Annotated in this window: 14 protein-coding genes; 3 read left to right on the top strand and 11 right to left on the bottom strand. The window is 72.4% G+C overall.

Annotation, left to right across the window (positions count from 1 at the left end):
• Positions 1-183 precede the first annotated feature (183 nt).
• The 4 genes from ACIBM5_RS29925 to ACIBM5_RS29940 all read right to left on the bottom strand — a co-directional run bounded on the left by ACIBM5_RS29925 (position 184) and on the right by ACIBM5_RS29940 (position 5,422).
• Positions 184-822, bottom strand: coding sequence for a tyrosine-protein phosphatase (locus ACIBM5_RS29925; protein ID WP_396009646.1), 639 nt, complete (start codon positions 820-822; stop codon positions 184-186).
• A gap of 286 nt (positions 823-1,108) precedes the next feature.
• Positions 1,109-2,020: a hypothetical protein gene (locus tag ACIBM5_RS29930; protein ID WP_396009647.1), complete on the bottom strand. Its 912-nt coding sequence runs from the start codon at positions 2,018-2,020 to the stop codon at positions 1,109-1,111.
• Complete coding sequence (locus tag ACIBM5_RS29935) at positions 2,017-4,212, bottom strand: PEP/pyruvate-binding domain-containing protein (protein WP_396009648.1); 2,196 nt, start codon at positions 4,210-4,212, stop codon at positions 2,017-2,019. The genes ACIBM5_RS29930 and ACIBM5_RS29935 overlap by 4 nt, the downstream gene beginning before the upstream one ends.
• Positions 4,213-4,483: 271 nt before the next feature.
• Complete coding sequence (locus ACIBM5_RS29940; RefSeq protein WP_396009650.1) at positions 4,484-5,422, bottom strand: class I SAM-dependent methyltransferase; 939 nt, start codon at positions 5,420-5,422, stop codon at positions 4,484-4,486.
• A gap of 48 nt (positions 5,423-5,470) precedes the next feature.
• On the opposite strand from ACIBM5_RS29940, the gene ACIBM5_RS29945 reads away from it, so the two are divergent.
• Positions 5,471-6,058, top strand: a complete 588-nt coding sequence (locus tag ACIBM5_RS29945; RefSeq protein WP_396009651.1) for a helix-turn-helix domain-containing protein — start codon at positions 5,471-5,473, stop codon at positions 6,056-6,058.
• A gap of 448 nt (positions 6,059-6,506) precedes the next feature.
• Here ACIBM5_RS29945 and ACIBM5_RS29950 read toward each other — a convergent pair whose 3' ends face one another.
• From ACIBM5_RS29950 to ACIBM5_RS29970, 5 genes are read right to left on the bottom strand one after another with little or no spacing between them, the layout of a single operon-like run.
• The gene (locus tag ACIBM5_RS29950) at positions 6,507-9,326 is read right to left on the bottom strand and encodes a DUF5682 family protein (protein WP_396009652.1); all 2,820 of its coding nucleotides are present in this window, start codon (positions 9,324-9,326) and stop codon (positions 6,507-6,509) included.
• The gene (locus ACIBM5_RS29955) at positions 9,323-10,435 is read right to left on the bottom strand and encodes an AAA family ATPase (RefSeq protein WP_391584492.1); all 1,113 of its coding nucleotides are present in this window, start codon (positions 10,433-10,435) and stop codon (positions 9,323-9,325) included. The genes ACIBM5_RS29950 and ACIBM5_RS29955 overlap by 4 nt, the downstream gene beginning before the upstream one ends.
• A gap of 12 nt (positions 10,436-10,447) precedes the next feature.
• Entirely contained in the window at positions 10,448-12,001 is a 1,554-nt protein-coding gene (locus tag ACIBM5_RS29960; protein WP_396009653.1) for a VWA domain-containing protein, read from the bottom strand.
• The gene (locus tag ACIBM5_RS29965) at positions 11,998-13,416 is read right to left on the bottom strand and encodes a hypothetical protein (RefSeq protein WP_396009654.1); all 1,419 of its coding nucleotides are present in this window, start codon (positions 13,414-13,416) and stop codon (positions 11,998-12,000) included. Before ACIBM5_RS29965 ends, ACIBM5_RS29960 begins: the two co-directional genes overlap by 4 nt.
• Entirely contained in the window at positions 13,386-13,883 is a 498-nt protein-coding gene (locus ACIBM5_RS29970; protein ID WP_396009718.1) for a hypothetical protein, read from the bottom strand. The genes ACIBM5_RS29965 and ACIBM5_RS29970 overlap by 31 nt, the downstream gene beginning before the upstream one ends.
• Positions 13,884-14,204: 321 nt before the next feature.
• Between ACIBM5_RS29970 and ACIBM5_RS29975 the strand changes: the two genes are divergently transcribed.
• Positions 14,205-15,101: a D-hexose-6-phosphate mutarotase gene (locus tag ACIBM5_RS29975; RefSeq protein WP_396009655.1), complete on the top strand. Its 897-nt coding sequence runs from the start codon at positions 14,205-14,207 to the stop codon at positions 15,099-15,101.
• 318 nt (positions 15,102-15,419) lie between these two features.
• Here ACIBM5_RS29975 and ACIBM5_RS29980 read toward each other — a convergent pair whose 3' ends face one another.
• Together ACIBM5_RS29980 and ACIBM5_RS29985 are read right to left on the bottom strand one after the other, a co-directional pair.
• Complete coding sequence (locus tag ACIBM5_RS29980) at positions 15,420-16,004, bottom strand: YdeI family protein (protein WP_396009656.1); 585 nt, start codon at positions 16,002-16,004, stop codon at positions 15,420-15,422.
• 648 nt (positions 16,005-16,652) lie between these two features.
• A complete protein-coding gene (locus ACIBM5_RS29985) occupies positions 16,653-16,988 on the bottom strand; it encodes an Lsr2 family protein (RefSeq protein ID WP_020548332.1) in 336 nt (111 codons plus the stop codon).
• A 382-nt stretch (positions 16,989-17,370) separates the two neighbouring features.
• On the opposite strand from ACIBM5_RS29985, the gene ACIBM5_RS29990 reads away from it, so the two are divergent.
• Positions 17,371-17,964, top strand: coding sequence for a hypothetical protein (locus ACIBM5_RS29990; protein WP_396009657.1), 594 nt, complete (start codon positions 17,371-17,373; stop codon positions 17,962-17,964).
• The last annotated feature ends 19 nt before the right edge of the window (positions 17,965-17,983 follow it).

The raw sequence follows: 17,983 nt of genomic DNA on the forward strand, positions 1-17,983 counted from the left end.
CAGGTGGGGCGGGTTTGGGCTCCCCGCGGCCCCCGGGGGGGCCGCCCCCCCCCCCCCCCCGCCCGCCCCGGCCCGCCCCCCGCACCTATGCGCCGGGGGCGCGGCCGCGTCGGCGGATCTCCCCGGAGACGACCGCTACTTCGGTCGCCGCCGTCGGGGGTGTGGTCGGGGTCCGGTCGCGGACTACACCGATGCCATGATGCGGCGCGGCGCGTCGAGCATGCGGCTGACGACCTGGATCAGGATCGGGGGTTGGTCGCTGTCGTGGCGACCGTTGCCGAGGATGTAGTAGACCTGCTCGACCGAGGGCGGCCCGACGGCCAGTGCCTGTCGCACGGCCTCGCCCGAGGTGGCCTCGCCGGTCCGCACCGAGTAGGCGGCCGACATGGCGCCGGTCCGGCCGACACCGGCGCCGCAGTGCACGAATACCGGCCCGTCGGACGTCCGCACGACCCGCAGGAAGTCGTCGACCTGCGCCTGGGTGGGGGTCTGACCGTCGCGGATCGGCAGCCGGACGAGCTCGAGCCCGGCCTGCGCCGGACGATCGAGCTCGGCCGGGGTCATCTTTTCCGCGCGCAGGTCCACGACGGTGCGCACGCCCCGGTCGGCGAGGGCCCGGTATCCGGGATCACCCGGCGCGGAACCACGCCACACCTTCTCGTCCACCTGCTTGAAGTGCTTGATCCCGGCGACCGAGCCGCCCGACGACTCGCCGTGTTGGGCCACCGCGTGGGCGCCGAGCATGCCCAGGACGGAGACCAGCCAGATCACGCCGTAGCCGAGCGCCCCGACGATCACATACTTGATGACGCGCCTGCGCACACTCCGCCGACGAGCGGCGGGGGCGGGAGGGCCGGCGGGGCCGGCAGCGGGAGAGGCGGCGGGAGCAACGGGCAGGGGGACCATGGGTCCGGACAACTTGAATCACCGTCGATACAGGCGGGCGAGGGGCAACGTCCCGGGCCCTGGGGAACCGACGGGTCGTATTCACAAGTTTAACAAATCGACCTCAAGATATTTACCCTAAATCATATCTTTCTCGACAAATCCGACCCGAGGGCCCACCACCTGCGGATACCTGCGCCGATCTCCTCGGATGCCGCCCCGCTCACGGCTTCGGCGGCACCTGCCCCTCGCCCACGATCTCGGCACGAGCGTGGAAGACGCCCGCATCCAGCAGGCACCCGCGCAGGCGCATCATGTCGTGGGCGCCCAGGGCCGGTCGCACGACGCCCACCCACACGTCGGCGTCCAACCGAGCGAGCGCGGCGTAGTCGGGACGGGCTCCGGTGGAACTTCGGCAGCCCTCCCACAATTCGTGCGCGGCCACCTCCCGGGCGATGTCGCGGTCCTCGCGCGAGATCACCCGGAAGACGACCGTGCTGGCGACCGATTCCGGCAGACGCTCGGATCGGCTCTCGGTGGCGTCGGCCAGACGGTCGACGACCAGGGCGATCAGGAACACCGCGAGCAGGGCGGCGGCGGCCATCGTGACCGCGCGTACGCGACGGGCCGGCGCGACGGCCGGCCGATCCTCCAGTTGTGTCTCGACGCCGGGGGCGTCCTCGTCGGGTGCGTTCAGGGCCGCCAGCCGCCGGGCCAGCATCCCCGTCGATACCGGGTTCGAGGTCAACCGGGCGATGCGCTGGATCACCCAGGCGACTCCGGAGAGCACGATGCCCGCCGCCAGCAGAACGGGCACGAACACGTGATGCGTGTCGTCGCGGGCCCGCGCGTCCGCCGCGTCGAGCCAACGAAATCTCGCCTTCCCGCTGTCGCCGTCCACCTGCTCCAACCGTCGCCGGGCCTCCTCGGTCCGGTTGTCCGCATCGCTCAACCGCTGCTCCAGCCGCGAGATCCGGCCCAGCAGCACGGTCGTGGCGATCAGGATCTCGACGATCAGGAAGAGCAACAGGCAGAAAACGGCGCGATTCCACTCCCAGCGATAGAGATAGACCACCGCGTAAGTTGCCGACGCGGCTCCGGCCACACCGCCGAGCAGGTACCCCACGTACCTCACGCGCCCGCTCCCTCCTGGAATCCCGCACGGACCCCCGTGCCCGTCCCGGTGCCGTCGGGCACCGCGGGGCGGTCCCCGGTCCCCGACTCGGTGCCGCCGGGCACCGCCGAGCCGGCCCCCGGGTCCGGCGGCTCCGTGTCGTCGGGCTGCGTCGGCTCGGCCGGGCGCGTCACCTGTCCGGTGCCGCCGTCCACCGTGACCGTGGTCCCGGGGACGAAGCGGTCCACGGCGTCGGCCACGCCGACGGCGGTCGGTACCCGGCGTTCCCGAGCCAGCACGGCCAGGTGGGACAGCGGGCTCCCGGTCTCGGACACCAGCCCGGCCAGGCCCGGCAGCAGCGCCGCGAGCGCCGGGTCGAGTACCCGTACCACCAGCACGGCGCGAGGGGGTCGCACGCCCACGCCGTCCCACACGGTGCCGGTGCCCGTACCGCCACCCGCGCCCTGCCCACCGCCGGCGGCACCGACGCCGGACCGGGCGGGCACCGCGACCGGTCGGCCCGCGACCAGATGGAACGCGGCGGGCAGCGGCGGGCGGTCCGGCCTGGGTACCCGGGCGGCCAGGTCGACCGGGAGGTCGATGCCGTCGGCCGCCGCGACGAGTTCGCTCCAACGCAGCTGTGCCACGACCGCCGGGTCGTCGACGAGGCCGGCCGTCGCGAGCCGGGCGGCGAACTCGCGTACCATGCCCGCCTGCATCTCCTGCACCCACCGGATCCGCAGCCGCAGTCCCTCCCGGACCGGCAGCGTGCCCACCCCTCTCGGCGCTCCCGTCCAGCCGATCCGATCGGGCAGCCGATGCACCCGATGCAGCGACGGCGGCAGCAGTGCCAGCAGGACCGGGTGCTCGACCGTCAGATCCGCGTCGGATCTGCCCGCCGCGCGCCCCTCGGACAACACGGCCAGTGCCTCGCCGGCGATCGTGACCCCCGAACCGCCGCCCGTCAGGGCCCCGGCCAGGGCCTCCTGGGCATGGAGCGCGGACAGGGCCCGGCGGCCCCACGACGCGGCGGCCACGAGTCGCCCGCCGAGCATCTCTGCGGGCGCCGGGAAACCGGCGAGCCGGCGATCGACGTCGGCCATCAGGTCCAGTGCGAGCAGGGGCAGCGCCGACCGCAACCGGCCCACCCGCCATGCGGCCCCGGCCGCGCGGGCACCGGGCGCGGGGTTCAGCACGTCCAGGATCCGGTGGGCGGACGGAACGACGCCCAACAACCGCAGGTCGGCCACCGCCCGGCCGTCGACGGTGCGCACCGTCGGGACGGTCCGCAACCTGCGGCGCGGCGCGGTGCCGGTGATGTCGAGCGCGACCGCCAGCCCGTGGGCCATCGGCAGCACCCACAGATCCTCCTCCAGCGGTTGCAGCACCTCCGGCAGGGTCTCGCCCACCGGTCCCGGGCCCAACAGGCGCGCGCCTCGGGGCGGCCGGGGGGTCAGCGCGGTGATCGGCCGGGACTGGAAGAGCCACAGGCGGTCCTCGTCGTCGAAGCCGAACTCGATGTCCTGCGGAGCCCCGAAGAGCTCGCGGGACCGCCGGGCGAGGGTCACGAGCCGACGCAGCCGGCGCCTGCCCAGGACGGGCCGGCGGAGCGGTTCGGCGGGGTGCGTGCGCAACCGTCGGCCGCGGCGGGTGAGCCGATAGTGGATTCCGTCGACGCGACCGTCCACGAGCGGGGCCGGGCTCCCGGGCACGGCACTGATCAGGATGCGGTCGTCGCGGCCCTCGACGGGATCCGCCCCGAACATCACCCCGCCCGCGACCGGATGCGCCATCGGCTGGACCAGGACCGCCATGCCGTCGGCGCCGCCCTCGGGGGTGTCGAGGACGCGGGCGGAGTCGAGGACCGTGCCCACGGCCGCGGTGAACGCGGCCCAGCCCCGCACGTCCGGGACGGTCGTGAAGCGGCCTGCCATCGAGGAGTTCGCGGTGTCCTCGTGGACCGAGGAGGAACGCACGATGAGCGGCCGGGCGCCGCCGGCGGCCAGGTCGCGCCAGGCTCGACGCAACGATTCCACGCCGTGCGGGGCATCGGGTGCGCGGTCGGCCGGGACCACCACGAACCCCGGCAGCACCGGCAGTCCGGCGGCGGCGGCGCGGGCCAGCGGCGCGGCCTTCCCACCGGTCAGGCGCGGATCGTCGGCCCGTTCCGCGTGCAATGGCACGATGGCCAGCCGGTTCGCGTCGATCGCCATGGCGGACTCCCTTCCGCCGCCGGTGCTCGTGCCGACGAGGTCCGGGTGCCCGTGCGCGGGGCGGGGGCTCTCCCGGGCCCGCGATCGCCGAGCGGTGCCGGCGTCCCGACATTCCAGCATCCCTCCCGGCCAGCACACAGGCAATCCGACCGAGCGGAACCGGCCGGCCCGGCAGCGCTGTGGGCACACCCCGAACGCGCGCCGGCGGCGGGCATGGGCCCTCGTCGGTCGACCACCGACCGGTGCCCGCGAACCGGCGGGGCGGTGGCGATCACGGTCGACGGGCCGCCCAGGCCGTCCGGCCGCTGCGCATCGTCAGGTCGCGGCGGTCGACCAGTGCGTCGGGTCCGTCGTTCGCCAACAGGCGGTCGAGCGTGTCCAGGTCGTCGGCGGCCAACCGCTCGCCGAACGCCGCGCGGAAACGGCTCAGCAGGGCGTACGCGTAGCGCACCGCGACCGGCGGCGCCGGACTCGCCTCGATCGTGAAGGTGTGTTGCCCGACCATCGCGAAACCGGCCCGCTCCAGATACGGCCGCCAATCGGGGTACGCGTTCCCGCCCGCCCGCGCCGCGGCCTCGTGGCAGCGCGCCTCCAGACCGGGCCGGCCGATGCCGAGGTCGTCGGGCAGGAAGCGCGGCAGTGCGTCCATCTCGACCACGACCAGCAGACCGTCCGGATTCAGCGCCGCGTGGATGTCGCGGAGCACGTGGTCCGGATCGGCGAAGTGGTGCAGCGACGAGGCGGCCCACGCGACGTCCACGGCGTCGATCGACGGCCAGGCGACCTCCAGGTCGGCCTGCACGACGTGCAGCCGATCCGCGGTGAGGCCGGCCGCCGCGGCGGCCGCGCGCAGTCGGTCGAGCAGCACCGTCGAGTTGTCGATCGCGACGATCTCGGCCGCCTCGAAGCGGCGGGCCAGCGCCAGGCTCCCGGTCCCGGTGCCCGCGCCCACGTCGGCGATCCGACGCGGCGCTTGGGGGCCGTGCCGGCGGACCCAGTCGGTCAGCTCGTCCAGGAGCGAACCGAACACCTCGGCGTCCAGGTCCAACATGTCCGCCCATCCGGATTCGTCGTGAGGCCGGTGCACATCGCCGTGCGGTGCGCCCACGCCGCCGTGCCGATCGTGCTGCTGCTGGTGGTGGTGTGGATGCCGGTGCTGCTCCCGGGTCTGCTCCCGGTCCGGTCCATGAGGATGAGAATGCGTGGTCATACCTGCACGGTAGGCGCATTCATGCGTCGGACACATACACTCTTGCCTATGACGCAAGAACTGGGGCTCGATCACGTCGTCCGCCACCGTATCCGCGGGTTGCGCCTCGCCCGTGGCTGGTCCCTGGACGCCCTCGCCGCCCGTTGCCATCTGAGTCCGTCCAATCTGAGCCGGATCGAGACCGGACACCGGCGGATCGCCCTGGACCAGCTGGTCGCCATCGCCCGGGCCCTGGACACCACGCTCGACCATCTCGTCGAGTCCGTCGACGACGAGGACGTGGTGATCCGGCCGCAGGCGTGTCACACCGAAGGCATGACCAGTTGGCTCCTGTCCGGCGAGCGCGCACTGAACGGGGTCACCGTGGCGAAGCTGCGGATCACCCCCGACCGGCCGACCGGGACCGAACACCTGAAGGTGCACCCCGGCCGCGAGTGGTTCACCGTGCTGTCCGGCACGGCCCGTCTGCAACTGGGTGAGCGGGTCCTCCTGATCCAGGCCGGCCACGCGGCCGAGTTCTCCACGATGACCCCGCACAGCGTCGGGGCCCAGGGCGGGCCCGTGGAGATCCTGATCATCCTCGACCACAACGGGGAACGCTCCCACCTCCCGTCCGGAGCGGTTCCGCGCCCGTGAGCCCGGCCGGTCGCCGCAGCACCCACCCCATCGCCCGGGCCGCCGGCCGGGACGACGGCGACCCGCACGACAGCGACCCGTGGAGGTGGTCGCTCGTTCACCGGGCATGAGCAACCACGTCCCGCCGAAGGACGAGTCCCCCACCGTCGCCGACACCCGCATCTCGCCCGAACAACGCGCCGCCCTGGAGCGGCTGACCTCGGCCGGCGACCGCGCCGGCGCCTGGTTGTGCGCGCACGGCCGGCCGGGTGGCCCGGCCTGGGCGCTCGCCGGCGCGATCGAGCACGTCCTGCGCAGCCTGCACGTCGCCGACCCCGCCGGGGCCGCCGACCGCACCACGCGTCCCGGCGTCGACGCCGATCTGCTCCGCTACCGGCGGCACAATCCGGGTCCGGGTGCGGATGCGGGCCGGGCGGCGGCGGTTGGCGGCGCCGCCGCCCGGTACCGGTCACGCGTGCGCGAGCAGGGCCGCCAGTGCGGTGGCCGTGGCCGGATGGCGCTCGATCAGGGCGGCGGCCGGCGAGCCGACGTCCGCCGGCGTCCACGGGTCGTCGCAGCCCAGCAGGCCCGCCATCGCGTCGCACGTGGCCGGGTGGGTCGCGAGCAGCGCCAGGCCGGGACCGCCGCCGCGGGAACGGCCGCCGGCCGGCGGGGCTTGCGGACCGGGTTGGGCCTGCCACGGCGGCACCCAGGTGTCCAAGGCCGCCAATCGACCCGGGAAGATCCGCCCCGCCTCGCGGATCAGCAGCGGTGCGAGCTCGGCGCCGCCGGAGCGCAACGTGCCGATCAGGGTCGGCAACCAGGGCAACAGCACCGGGTCCGGCAGCCGGGCGAACGCGTTGGACACCGCCTCCACGACGAAGTCGGTCAACCCGGGCACCGGCTCCAGCGCGTGCACGAATCCGCTGAGGTACTGCGGATAGGCGGGCAGCACCAGCGGGTTGCCCAGCAACTCGTCGCAGCGCAGCCGCAGGTCCGCTCGGGACAGCCGGCCCGACTGCACCTGGGCCGCCCACAGCAGCGCGACCTTGGCCGGCTCCTCCGGATGCGACTGCGCGACCGCCAACTCCAGCTGGGTCCGGTCGCAGCCCAGCGACAGCGCCAGGCTCTCCATGCCGAACAGGAAGCCCAGCATCGCCGCGACCTGGCGCACACCGGCGTTCTCGTCGGTGAACGCGGTCGGCAGGAGGGTGCAGTAGTGCGCGTATCCGGTCCTGACGAACGACTCGATCCAGGTCGGGAGCACCGGCTCCTTGGTGCGGTAGTACGCCAACAACCGCCGTACCCTGCGCAGCACTTCCGGCGCACCGTCGACGCTGCGCTCGGTCGCCAGCACCTCCAGCGCCCGGAGGCCCAGTTCCTCGGCGAGGCGACCGCCGCGCAGGTACAGCGTCGCGTCCTCGACGGCCTCCAGGACGCTCGCCGCGGTGGCGTGCGGGCCGTAGGCGACGCGGCGCAACCGCTGCTCCAGCACCTGTTCGATGCTGACACCCTCGTAGCCGAGTTCGATCAGCGCGCGCTGCTGGGTGCCCAGCGCCAGGTCCCACGATTCCTGGATCGGTCGCTCGCCGAGTCGCCGCTCGCCCATGATCGGCCGGGCCGTACCCGGCGGCATCAGGTAGCGCAGCATCCACAACACGTCGGAGCAGCGCTCCAGTTCCGGCCGGGCCGCGATGTCCAGCAACGCCCGTCGCACGCCGCGCTGTTCCAGGTTCAGCCCGAGCGGTGCGAGCCGGTCGTGCACGTCGCGGGCCAGCGGCGGCAGGGCATCGTAGCCGACCTTGCCGATCCGGTCGCCGCCCATCATGATCTCGACCAGCCGGCGCACGTCGCGCCGGCCCGGCACGACGTCCTTCTCGATGCAGGTGACCGCCGCGTCCTGGAAGTCGTACGGCGTGGGTTTGGCCCGGTCACGCATCCCGGCCAGCAGGATCGACGTCTCGAACACCGCGATGGCGTCGGCGGTGGAGGCGAGATAGCCGTTGCGGCGCGCGGCCCGCACCACCTCGACCGACCAGCCGAGCAGTTCGTCCTCGTCCAACCGGTCGAGCACCGGCGGCCGGCCCAGGAAACCGGACAGCCTGTCGCCGGCCGGCGGGTTCGGCACGACCGCCGCCGCTGCCGGTGGCGGAGTGGTCGTGCCCTTCCTCGGTTTCGCGGCCTTCTTGGCGCCCGCCTGACCGGTCAGCCGGAACGGCTGCACGCCGGTGCGCTTGAGGTTCTTCGCCCACACCGTCGCGGCGATGGACACCGAGCCGGCCGCGAGACCGAACTGCGCCTCGATCGCGGCGTGGCTGGAGGGGATCAGCCCGTGCTGCCAGGTGGTCGCGGTGCGCGGGCCGATCTCGAAGGTGTCCGTGCCGTCCACGCCGAACTCCGCGACCCGGGCCGCGGCGTGGAAGGCGCCGCAGACGTACAGGCAATCCGCGGGGTCGGTGCCGGTGGCGGTCAGGTGTTCGCGCATCCGGGTCCACATGTAGCGTTCGCGGTCCTCGTCCACGCGCACCCGCTGCGGGTCGCCGGGCGCCAGCCGCCGGAACAGGCTGCCGATCAGCACCATGACCTGTCGGTAGGTGTCGTGGTCGCAGTCGCCGAGCGGCAGTTCGACGTACTGGTGCCACCATTCCGACCAGTGCCGCACGCGGCCGTGCCGCAGCAGGTGCTCCTCCAACTCGGCGAAACGCGGGCGCAGGTCGCCGATCTCCAAGCCGATCGCGTCGCCGTGCAGCGCGCTTTCCTCCTCGGCCGGCGCGTCCGCATCGGCCGGCTCGGCGGCGCCGGCGCCGCGCGGCTCCCACTGGTAGACGTGGTCGGAGGAGCGGTCCACCAGGACCAGTTCGACACCGGGGGTGTCCAACGCGTAGGCGATCGCCTGATATTCGGCGGACGCCTCGGTGATCGGCGCGACCACCGACAGCGGCGCCCACTCGATCGGGAAGCCGTCGATCTCGGACGCGAACGCCTGTACGGCCACCGGGAGCGTGCAGTTGCGCAGCTCGGACAGCAGCGGGGCCATGTCCTCGCACAGTTCGAGGTAGACCACCTTGGGCTGCTTGACCCGCAGCCGCCGAGCCATGGCGATCGCCGAGGCGGGCGAGTGGTGGCAGACCGGGAAGATCTCCAGGGGTTCGCGGGCCGCCCGGTCGACGTCGTCGACGATGCCGAGCAGGATGTCCTGGAGCGCGTCCGGGCCGTCGGCGAACGTCGCCGCCGCATCCCGGAGTTGGCCGCGCAGCGCGTCGAACGCGCCCTCGTTCGGGCCGGTCACGACAGGGCGGCGATCGCCGTACGACCGCCCTCCAGGAACTCCGGCCAGTGCCCGCCCTCTTCCTTGCCGCGCGGCTCGATCACGCCGTGCAGGTACTTGTTGATGATGGCCAGGTCCTCCGGTTCGCGCCGGGCCAGCGATCCGACCAGCGAGGAGGCCAGGGTGTGTGCGGTCAGCGCGCGGTCGCCGAAGAAGTTGCCGTGCAGGATGGCGTCCTCCAGCACGCCGATCTGTTCGGCGGTGGACAACGACGATTCGAGCTTCTCGTCGTCGCTGCCGGCCGCCGCTGCCGCTGCGCGCAGGTCGGCGAAGCTCTGGAGCAGCACGTCCAGCAGGGTCGGCGGCACCTCCAGCTCGATCCGGTGCCGGCGCAGCAGTTCCTCGGTGCGGAAGCGGACGATCTCCGCCTCGCTCTTGCGGTTGGTCACCACCGGGATGCGGACGAAGTTGAAGCGGCGCTTGAGCGCGGAGGACAGGTCGTTGACACCGCGGTCGCGGCTGTTGGCGGTGGCGATGATCGAGAAGCCCGGCTTGGCGAACACGATGGCGTCGTCGTCCAGTTCCGGCACCGAGACGTACTTCTCGGACAGGATGGAGATCAGCGCGTCCTGTACGTCGCTGGTGGAGCGGGTGAGTTCCTCGAACCGGCCGATCGCGCCGGACTCCATCGCGGTCATGATCGGCGAGGGAATCATCGATTCGCGCGACTGGCCCTTGGCGATCACCATGGACACGTTCCACGAATACTTGATGTGGTCCTCGGTGGTGCCGGCCGTACCCTGCACGACCAGGGTCGAGTTGCGGCAGATCGCGGCGGCCAGCAGCTCGGCCAGCCAGCTCTTGCCGGTGCCGGGGTCGCCGATGAGCAGCAGGCCGCGGTCGGAGGCGAGCGTGACGATGGCGCGCTCGACGATGCTGCGATCGCCGAACCACTTCTGGGCGATCTCCCGGTCGAGGCCGTCCGCGCGCTCGGAGCCCAGCACGAACAGGCGGATCATCTTCGGGGACAACCGCCAGGTGAAGGGCTTGGGTCCGTCGTCGACGGACTCCAGCCAGTCCAGTTCCTCGGCGTACTTGAGCTCGGCGGGCGCGCGCAACAGGTCGGACATGTCAGGGCCTTTCTAGGCGAGGAACGTCTTGAGTTCGTGGACGAGCTTGCGGATGTGGCCGGAGATCACCGGTGTGCCCAGGTCCTTGAAGCGTTCGCGGAACCAGGGGTTGACACTGCCGCGGCCGGAGCTGGTCACCGAGCCGACCGGGATGAACTTGGCCCCGGAGCGGTGCACGGCGGCCATGCTGTCGAACAGTCGATCGGTGTGCCATTCGTAGAAGTCGGAGATCCACACCACGACGGTGTTGCGCGGTTCGGCGATCTTGGGTCGGGCCAGTGCCATGGCGACCGTGCCGTCGGTGCCGCCGCCGAGTTGGGTGCGCAGCAGGGTCTCGAACGGGTCGTGCACCCAGGGGGTGAGGTCGATGGCCTGCGTGTCGTAGGCGATCAGGTGTACGTCCACCTTCGGCAGCCCGGCGAAGATCGAGGCCAGGATGGTGCAGTTGACCATCGAGTCGACCATCGAACCCGACTGGTCCACGACCACGATCAGCCGCGAGGGTGTGGTCTTGCGGACGGTGTGCCGGTAGAAGAGGCGGTCGACGTACAACCGCTCCTCCTCGGGACTCCAGTTGGTGAGGTTCTTCCAGATCGTGCGGTCGATGTCCAGGTTGCGGAACACCCGCTTGGGCGGGATCGAGCGGTCCAGCGTGCCGACACTGGCCTTGGCCAGTTGGGTGCGCAGCACCTCGGCGACCTCGTCGACGAAGCGCCGGATCAGGTCCTTGGCGTTGGCCAGGGCGACGCCGGACAGGTTGTTCTTGTCCCGCAGGAGTTGCTCGATCAGCGACATGCTCGGGGTCAGCTGTGCGGCGAGCATGGAGTCGGCCAGCACTTCGCGCAGGTGCATGCGTTTGACCAGGTCCGCCTCGATGGCGGCGAGTTCCGGGCCGATCGCCGGGATCAGTGTGCCGAGATCGGGTGTTCCGGTACCGCCGCCGGAGCCGGTCCGGGCGGCGCCTCGGCCTGCGGCTCCCGGGCGACCACCGCGCAGTTCGCCGGGCTTGCAGCCGAAGGCGCGCTCCAGCCACCCGGCGTCCGACTGCCACCGGGACAACTGCCCGGCGCTGACCGTGCCGGATCCGGTGCTCAGCACGTTGAGCAGCACCTTGGACACCAGCGCGGCACGGCGCACCTCGGCGGCCCGGTCGCGTCCGTCCGGCTCCGGCTCCGGCTCGGGCACCATCAAACCGGCGAACTCGGCGGCCAGTTCCGGGTGTCGCTGCACGATCGCGTCGACGGATGCCTGCGGGTCCAGCAGCGCGGGCGGCAGGTCGAGGTCCTCGACGACGGCCATGCTCGCCGATTCGAGGCTCGCCTGCTCCTCGGGGTCGAACAGGCGGGCCAGGAGGCGCCAGTACAGGACCTGGCGACGGTTCTCGTCGGCCACCGACTCGGGGGCGGGTTCGCCGGCGGATGCGAGGGCGGGGTCCGCGGCGGGTTCGCAGAACGGCTCGGCGGTGGGTTCCGCGGTGGTGGGTGCGGACGTCGGGTCGGCGACGGATTCCGTGGTGGCGGGTACGGCGGTCGGCGCTGCGGTGGGTTCCGCGGTCGGCCCGGTCATGTGCGGAGCAACTTTCCGGCACGCTCGCGCAACACCCGCACGGCTTCGGTGGCGGCCTGCTCGGCCTTGGCGCCCATCTTGTCGGCCGTGCCGCCGGCCCAGGCGCCGGCGTGGATCGTGGCGGTCTTCTTCTTCACGACGGTCTCGACGGCGAGCGGCTGGATCCGGAAGGCGCCGGCGTCCCAGCGCAGCAGGCCGATGCACGCGCTCGACGTGGCGACGGCTTCGGGAGTGAGCGGGCCGGCCGTGGGGATGCGATCCGTGTCCACGGCGAGTCGGTGTCCGGCGAGCGTGAACGCGAGCCGGCCGTCCTCCCGATGCACGGCGTAGTCCTCCAGGAACACCGGTATCGCAATGCCTGCCGGATGCCGGTCGAACGGCGCGATCGCCCCGGCGCCGGCGCCGGGCAGCGCGACCCGGGCGGTGGCGAACGCATCGGCGGGCTCGCCGAGTCGCGCGTGCGCCTCGCCCCAGATCAGGTCGCCCTCCGCGGTGATCGGCATGTCCGTCAGCTGCATCGAACGGCCCTCGCCGGCGGCGGCCGGCAACGACATGTGTGGGCGCAGCAGTTGCCACACCCCGACCCCGACGACCGTGTCCGGCTTGGGTACCGAGACGCTCGCCCGCACCAACCGGGGCGTGCCGCCGCCGGCGGGCTCGAACACCGCGTGGACCTGGGCCTGTACGGCGGTCGCGTGCTCGTGCAGGTCGACGCCGAGCGGCAGCAGTCGGCCGGTCACGGTGTCGGTGGCGGGCGACCCGGCGGCACCGGGACGGGTCAGCAGCATCGCCCGCGACCACAGGTCGGCCCAGCGGCGCACCGGGATGCGTTCCAGGGCGGCGCCGGGGCAGGACGCCGCGAGTTCGGCGGCGAAGCCGTCCAACAGCGTGGCCGGGCGACGCAGCGCCGGGTCCGGGAGCATCGCGAAGACGACCTGCCCCGCGCCGGAGACCAGGTCGTGGTCGATGCCCTGCCATCCGGCGCGGGCCAGGTCGGCGAGCCAGGCCCGGGCCGCGGCGAGCAGGTTGACGGCCTCGGACGTGCCCGGTTCGACAGCCGGTTGCTCGGCGCGGCCTCGACCGGTGGCCTCGTCGGCCCGGGTGACGAGGGCGTCGTGGACGGCGCCGAGCAGCGCGGTGCGGGCGGCGGCGAGGGCCAGCAGGTGGTCCTCGCTCGCGGCGCCGACCGCCGCCTTCTCGACCGCTTCGGCGACCAGGGACGCGAGCGGTGTACCGGCGACGGCGGCGGCCAGTTCGGTCAGCGCGGCGGCCTGGGCGGGCTGGGGTCGGAGCAGGCCGCCGATCAGGGTCCGGTCGAACGCCTCGACCACCGCGAGGGCCTCGTCGAGTCCGGCGATGGGTTCGGCGAGCAGGTCGGCGCGCATCAGGCCACCGCCCTGGTCGGCGGGAACCACTGCATCTCCGGCAACGGCGCGGTGGTGGCCGACAGTTCGAGGTATCCGAGGTGGCGCAGGAACCGACTGAAGACGGCCGCGGCGGCGGTGGCGTCGGCCTGCGCCGGGCGGGTGGCGGTCATGGCCGAGGTGATGGCCGGTGCGCCGGCCGCCGCGTCGACCGGCTCGATCCGCAGGTAACGCGCGACCCGTTCGGCGCCGTACTGGAGCACCGCCTCGGTGATCAACGCTCCGATGTGCTTGCAGAACGAGCCGCGGGCACCGCCGCAGGGACGGTTGTTGTTGGTACTGCACGCGAACGCGTAGCTGCGCGCCGCGACCGACGAGACGTAGACCCGTCCGATGTCGGAGCCGCTGGACACCACGCCCTGGAGGCGCCCGTCGGCCAGTTCGACGAACGGAACCTTGGCGAGCTTGCGTGGCCGGGCGGGTGGGATCACCCGCGCCGTGCTCGACGCCTCCCACATTTCCCCATCCGGGAACACACCATCTCCTTTACACCCAGGGGTTCGCCCCACCGGATCGGCGGGACGGGCTGAAACGTACTGGCGATCACCGACAGCACGGGAACCGGCCCGGGCCGGGAAACGGCACAGGCGCGGACCACCGATACGAGCCCGGCTTCCTTTCCGAGGCGCGGGAGTTGCCCACTCGGCGAAGGCCGGCGCCGGAGTCGTCCGACTCGCCGGCGGGGTGGTCACGGTCCGCGGGTGCGGCTGTGGCATCGTGGCGGGTTCAGTGCGAGTTCAGTGCGCGGCGGCGCCCCGACGAACGCGAGAGGCCTTGACGTGCCCGAAGACGTATTCGCCCTTCCCGTCGTCCGGCGCCTCGACGCCGACCTCACGCTGCGCCGGCTCGGCGCGCTGGATGTGGTCGTACTGGACCACCCGCACGTTCGTGCCGCGATCGCCCTCCAGGGTGCGCACCTCCTCGCCTGGCAGCCGCAGGGCGCGGAGCCGGTGTTGTGGCTGAGCGAGACCGGAGCCTTCGAGGAGGGTCGGGCGGTGCGCGGCGGCGTGCCGATCTGCTGGCCGTGGTTCGGCCCGGCGGGCCGCCCGAACCACGGGTTCGCCCGCATCCTGCCGTGGACGCTGCTCGATTGCCGCGAGGACGACGACGGGGTGCACGTCGGTCTGGTCCTGCGGGACGGCGAGGAGTCGCGGGCGTACTGGCCGTTCGCCTTCGAGGCGGTCGCCCGCTTCGCCCTGGGGCGGCGGGAGTGCCGGATCGAGCTGACCGCCCGCGGCGACTTCGAGAGCACCGCCGCTTTGCACACCTACCTGCGCGTCGGCGACCTCGACGGCGTCCGGGTCACCGGTCTGGACGGGCACTACGTCGACAAGGTCCTCGACGTCGAGGCGGACGCCGATCGGGACCCGGCCACGGGCCGGGACGGGCTGTCCTTCCCGGACCGGATCGACCGCATCTACACCCGCCCGGACGAGGTGAGCCGGCTGCACGATCCCGCCGGGAAGCGCGTCGTCGAGGTGCACCATGCCGGGCACAGCGACGTGGTCGTGTGGAACCCGGGCGCGGAACTCACCCGCACGATGGCCGATGTGCCCGACGACGGCTATCGGGAGTTCGTCTGCGTGGAGACCGCCCGCATCTCCCGGCCGCTGGTGAGCGACCCGCAGGCACCCACGCACCTGACCGCGACCCTTCGGATCGCCGCCGACGCCTGACCCCCGTCCGACGGAGCCCGATGGGACCGGGGTCGGCCACAAAAAACGGCGCCGCCCCACGAGGGGTGGGCGGCGCCGTCGAGATCGAGGTCGGTGAGGGTGGCCGCCTCACGGCGGAAGGCACACCGTGGCTCCGGCCGAGCGGTATTCCACGGCGGCAATGGTTGGGCCCGGGGGCACACCCTCACCGACACCTGCACAACCCACCTCCTCGGCGAATCATTCCCGGCCGGCGAAACCCCGTGCGGTGCCCGCGTTCCGGCCGCTTCGCCGGACCGCTCCACCACGCGGTCCCGTGCGGCCCGGCGCCGGGCCGGTTCAGGATTCGTCGCGTGCTTCGAGCGTGGCCATCGCCCGCGCGAGCCGAGCCGCGCGGGTCGCGGGCGTGCGCGCGGTGAGCAGGGTCAGGATCACCGCGTACCGCTGCGTCCTGCCGAACGCTTCGAACGCCCGCGCCGCCCGCGGGCTCGCCGCCAGGGCCGCGGCGAGGTCGGGCGGGACGGTGGCGTCGCGCTGGGACTCGTAGGCGGCTGCCCATCTCCCGTCGGCCTTCGCGGCCTCGACCTCGGCCAGGCCGGACGGCCGCATCCGCCCCGCCGCGGTCAACTCCTCGACCTTGGCCACGTTGACCCGCGACCAGCGACTGCGCGGCCGGCGGGGTACGTACTTCTGTAGGTAGTAGACCTCGTCGTAGGACTTGCGTCGGCCCGAGATCCAGCCGTGGCACAGGCCGACATCGACCGCCTCGTCACTGGTCAACGACGGGATGCCGGATCCCTTCTTCGCCATCTTCAGCCACACTCCGACACCGCGGTCGCCGTGTGCCTCCAACCAGTCCCCGAACTCCGCGGCGTCCCGGAAGGCGATCACCTCGGCTTCGGTCGGGGCAGGATCCGTCGACACGTGCAACTCCTTCGGTCGGAATGGTCCGCTCACCGCGTCCCCCGCGCCGGCCCAAGATAGCGAGCCGGCGCCGCATCCACATGCCGTCCGCGACCCGATTCACCGGAGCGTTTCGACCGCCGATGCGTTCACCGCGACAGCGGGGGCGAGTTCGAGGCGGGCCGGATCCCGAGTCGGGGTCGTCGGCCGTCGGTCGGTCGCACGACGATGCGATCGGGCGCCGCCGACCGAACGGCAACCGATCGGTATCCGACCGACCGGACAACTTTCATCCGGGTCGCCGCCCGCCCGCTTTATGGATCACAAACAAGCGCCGGGAGGCAACCAATGTCGTCGAATTACCGGAAAGGCAGCGGTGCAGCGGCTTCGAATAGCCTCCGGAGAAGCCGAGTTCGCCATGCCAATGCCCGGCCGAACTTCCCTTCCCGGATGGCCGGCGCGTTTCCTGCGCCGATGCCGGTCCGCACACTCGCGGTGCGCGGGATCACCGGATCGACGACGACCCCGCCGGCGGGAGCGCCTGCGGGGTCGTGGTCGTATCCGGGTCGTTGTCGTATCCGGGCGATGCCGGGCATCGCCCGCGCGGGAAAGTCCCGCCGCGGTGCGGCCGCCGCGAACACCGTGGGGCCCGCGAACGATTGACGGCCGTCAGTGCGCGGCCTGGTACCTCTCGATGAGATCCGCGGGAACCCGACCGCGCGCATTGACCTCGATGCCCTGCGACCTCGCCCATTCACGGACCTTCACGGGGTCCGGGCCCTGACCGGTGGTACGGGCTCCCTTGCGGCCGCGGCGGGCGGCGGTACCGGTCTTGCGAGCGGCACCGAAGTAGGGCGCCAGCTTGTCCAGCAACTGCTGATAGGTGTCCTCACCGAGGTCGATCTCGTAGGTGACGCCATCCAACGCAAAAGTGTGGGTCGCGATGTCTTCACCGGTCTCGCCGGTGACGTCATCGGTGTAGAGCGTGACTACGCGCTGAGCCATTGTTGAGAATCCCCTTCCTGGGAGCGGGGAGATCGTACACCCATACCCCGAAGTCCGGCCCCCTCGAAAATGGACGACGGGATAACGACTCGGGATCTCACCCGTACTCGAGGCCGACTCCGGCGTTGCGCTCAATGCCGAGGACGAGTTCCTGTGGTAGACCGAGCCGGTTATGTCTTCGCCCTCGACCGGCGAAAGATCGGCCGCCGGGAAGATCCCGAAGCTTGGCATTTGCCGGCGGGCATGCCGTGTACCCATTGGCCAATGAGTCGTGATTCTCCGCGCGAGCCGCCGGCCGATCGACACGGGGTGTGCGGTACCTGCCGTACGGGCACCACATCGGAACCGGTGGGCCGACGATCTCCAGAACCCGGAGTTGGCGTTGTTGTTCAGACACGAGGTACTGACCAAAATCGCGGCCGGCGAGGTCGACCTGGCCTTTCGACGGTGGCGCAGACCGGCCGTACGCCCCGGCACCCGGCTGCGCACCCGGGTCGGCGTGCTGGAGGTCGGCGAGGTGGAGGTTGTGCCGGAGGACCGCGTCTCCGACCGGGACGCCCGGCGCGCGGGCTACCCCGGCCGTACGGAGCTGCTCGCCGACCAACGCCCGGGCGAAGATCGGCAGTTGTACCGGGTCGACCTGCGCTTCGCTGGCCCGGACCCGCGCGTGGACCTACGCCGGGACACCGACCTGTCGACGGCGGACCTCGACGGGATCGTCGCGGAATTGCGCCGCCTGGACGCGCGCAGCGGACGCGGGCCGTGGACCACCGCGATGCTGGAACTGATCGACGCCAACCCGGCCGTACGCGCACCCGACCTGGCGGCCGGCCTCGGCCGGGAAACGGCCCGGTTCAAGGCGGACGTCCGCAAGCTCAAGGAACGCGGCCTCACCGAAAGCCTGGCCGTCGGCTACCGCATCTCCCCCCGCGGACGGCTGGTGCTCGACCACCTCACCCGCACCGCGCCCGACTGACCACCTCGGCACCCGAACA

The organism is Embleya sp. NPDC050493 (assembly GCF_044458105.1).
Taxonomy (GTDB): domain Bacteria; phylum Actinomycetota; class Actinomycetes; order Streptomycetales; family Streptomycetaceae; genus Embleya.

What these genes read in the sequence shown, in the direction of transcription:
- ACIBM5_RS29935 (WP_396009648.1), bottom strand. Translation starts at nt 4,212, where the DNA reads ATGGCGATCGACGCGAACCGGCTGGCCATCGTGCCATTGCACGCGGAA.
- ACIBM5_RS29940 (WP_396009650.1), bottom strand. Translation starts at nt 5,422, where the DNA reads ATGACCACGCATTCTCATCCTCATGGACCGGACCGGGAGCAGACCCGG.
- ACIBM5_RS29945 (WP_396009651.1), top strand. Translation starts at nt 5,471, where the DNA reads ATGACGCAAGAACTGGGGCTCGATCACGTCGTCCGCCACCGTATCCGC.
- ACIBM5_RS29955 (WP_391584492.1), bottom strand. Translation starts at nt 10,435, where the DNA reads ATGTCCGACCTGTTGCGCGCGCCCGCCGAGCTCAAGTACGCCGAGGAA.
- ACIBM5_RS29960 (WP_396009653.1), bottom strand. Translation starts at nt 12,001, where the DNA reads ATGACCGGGCCGACCGCGGAACCCACCGCAGCGCCGACCGCCGTACCC.
- ACIBM5_RS29970 (WP_396009718.1), bottom strand. Translation starts at nt 13,883, where the DNA reads ATGTGGGAGGCGTCGAGCACGGCGCGGGTGATCCCACCCGCCCGGCCA.
- ACIBM5_RS29985 (WP_020548332.1), bottom strand. Translation starts at nt 16,988, where the DNA reads ATGGCTCAGCGCGTAGTCACGCTCTACACCGATGACGTCACCGGCGAG.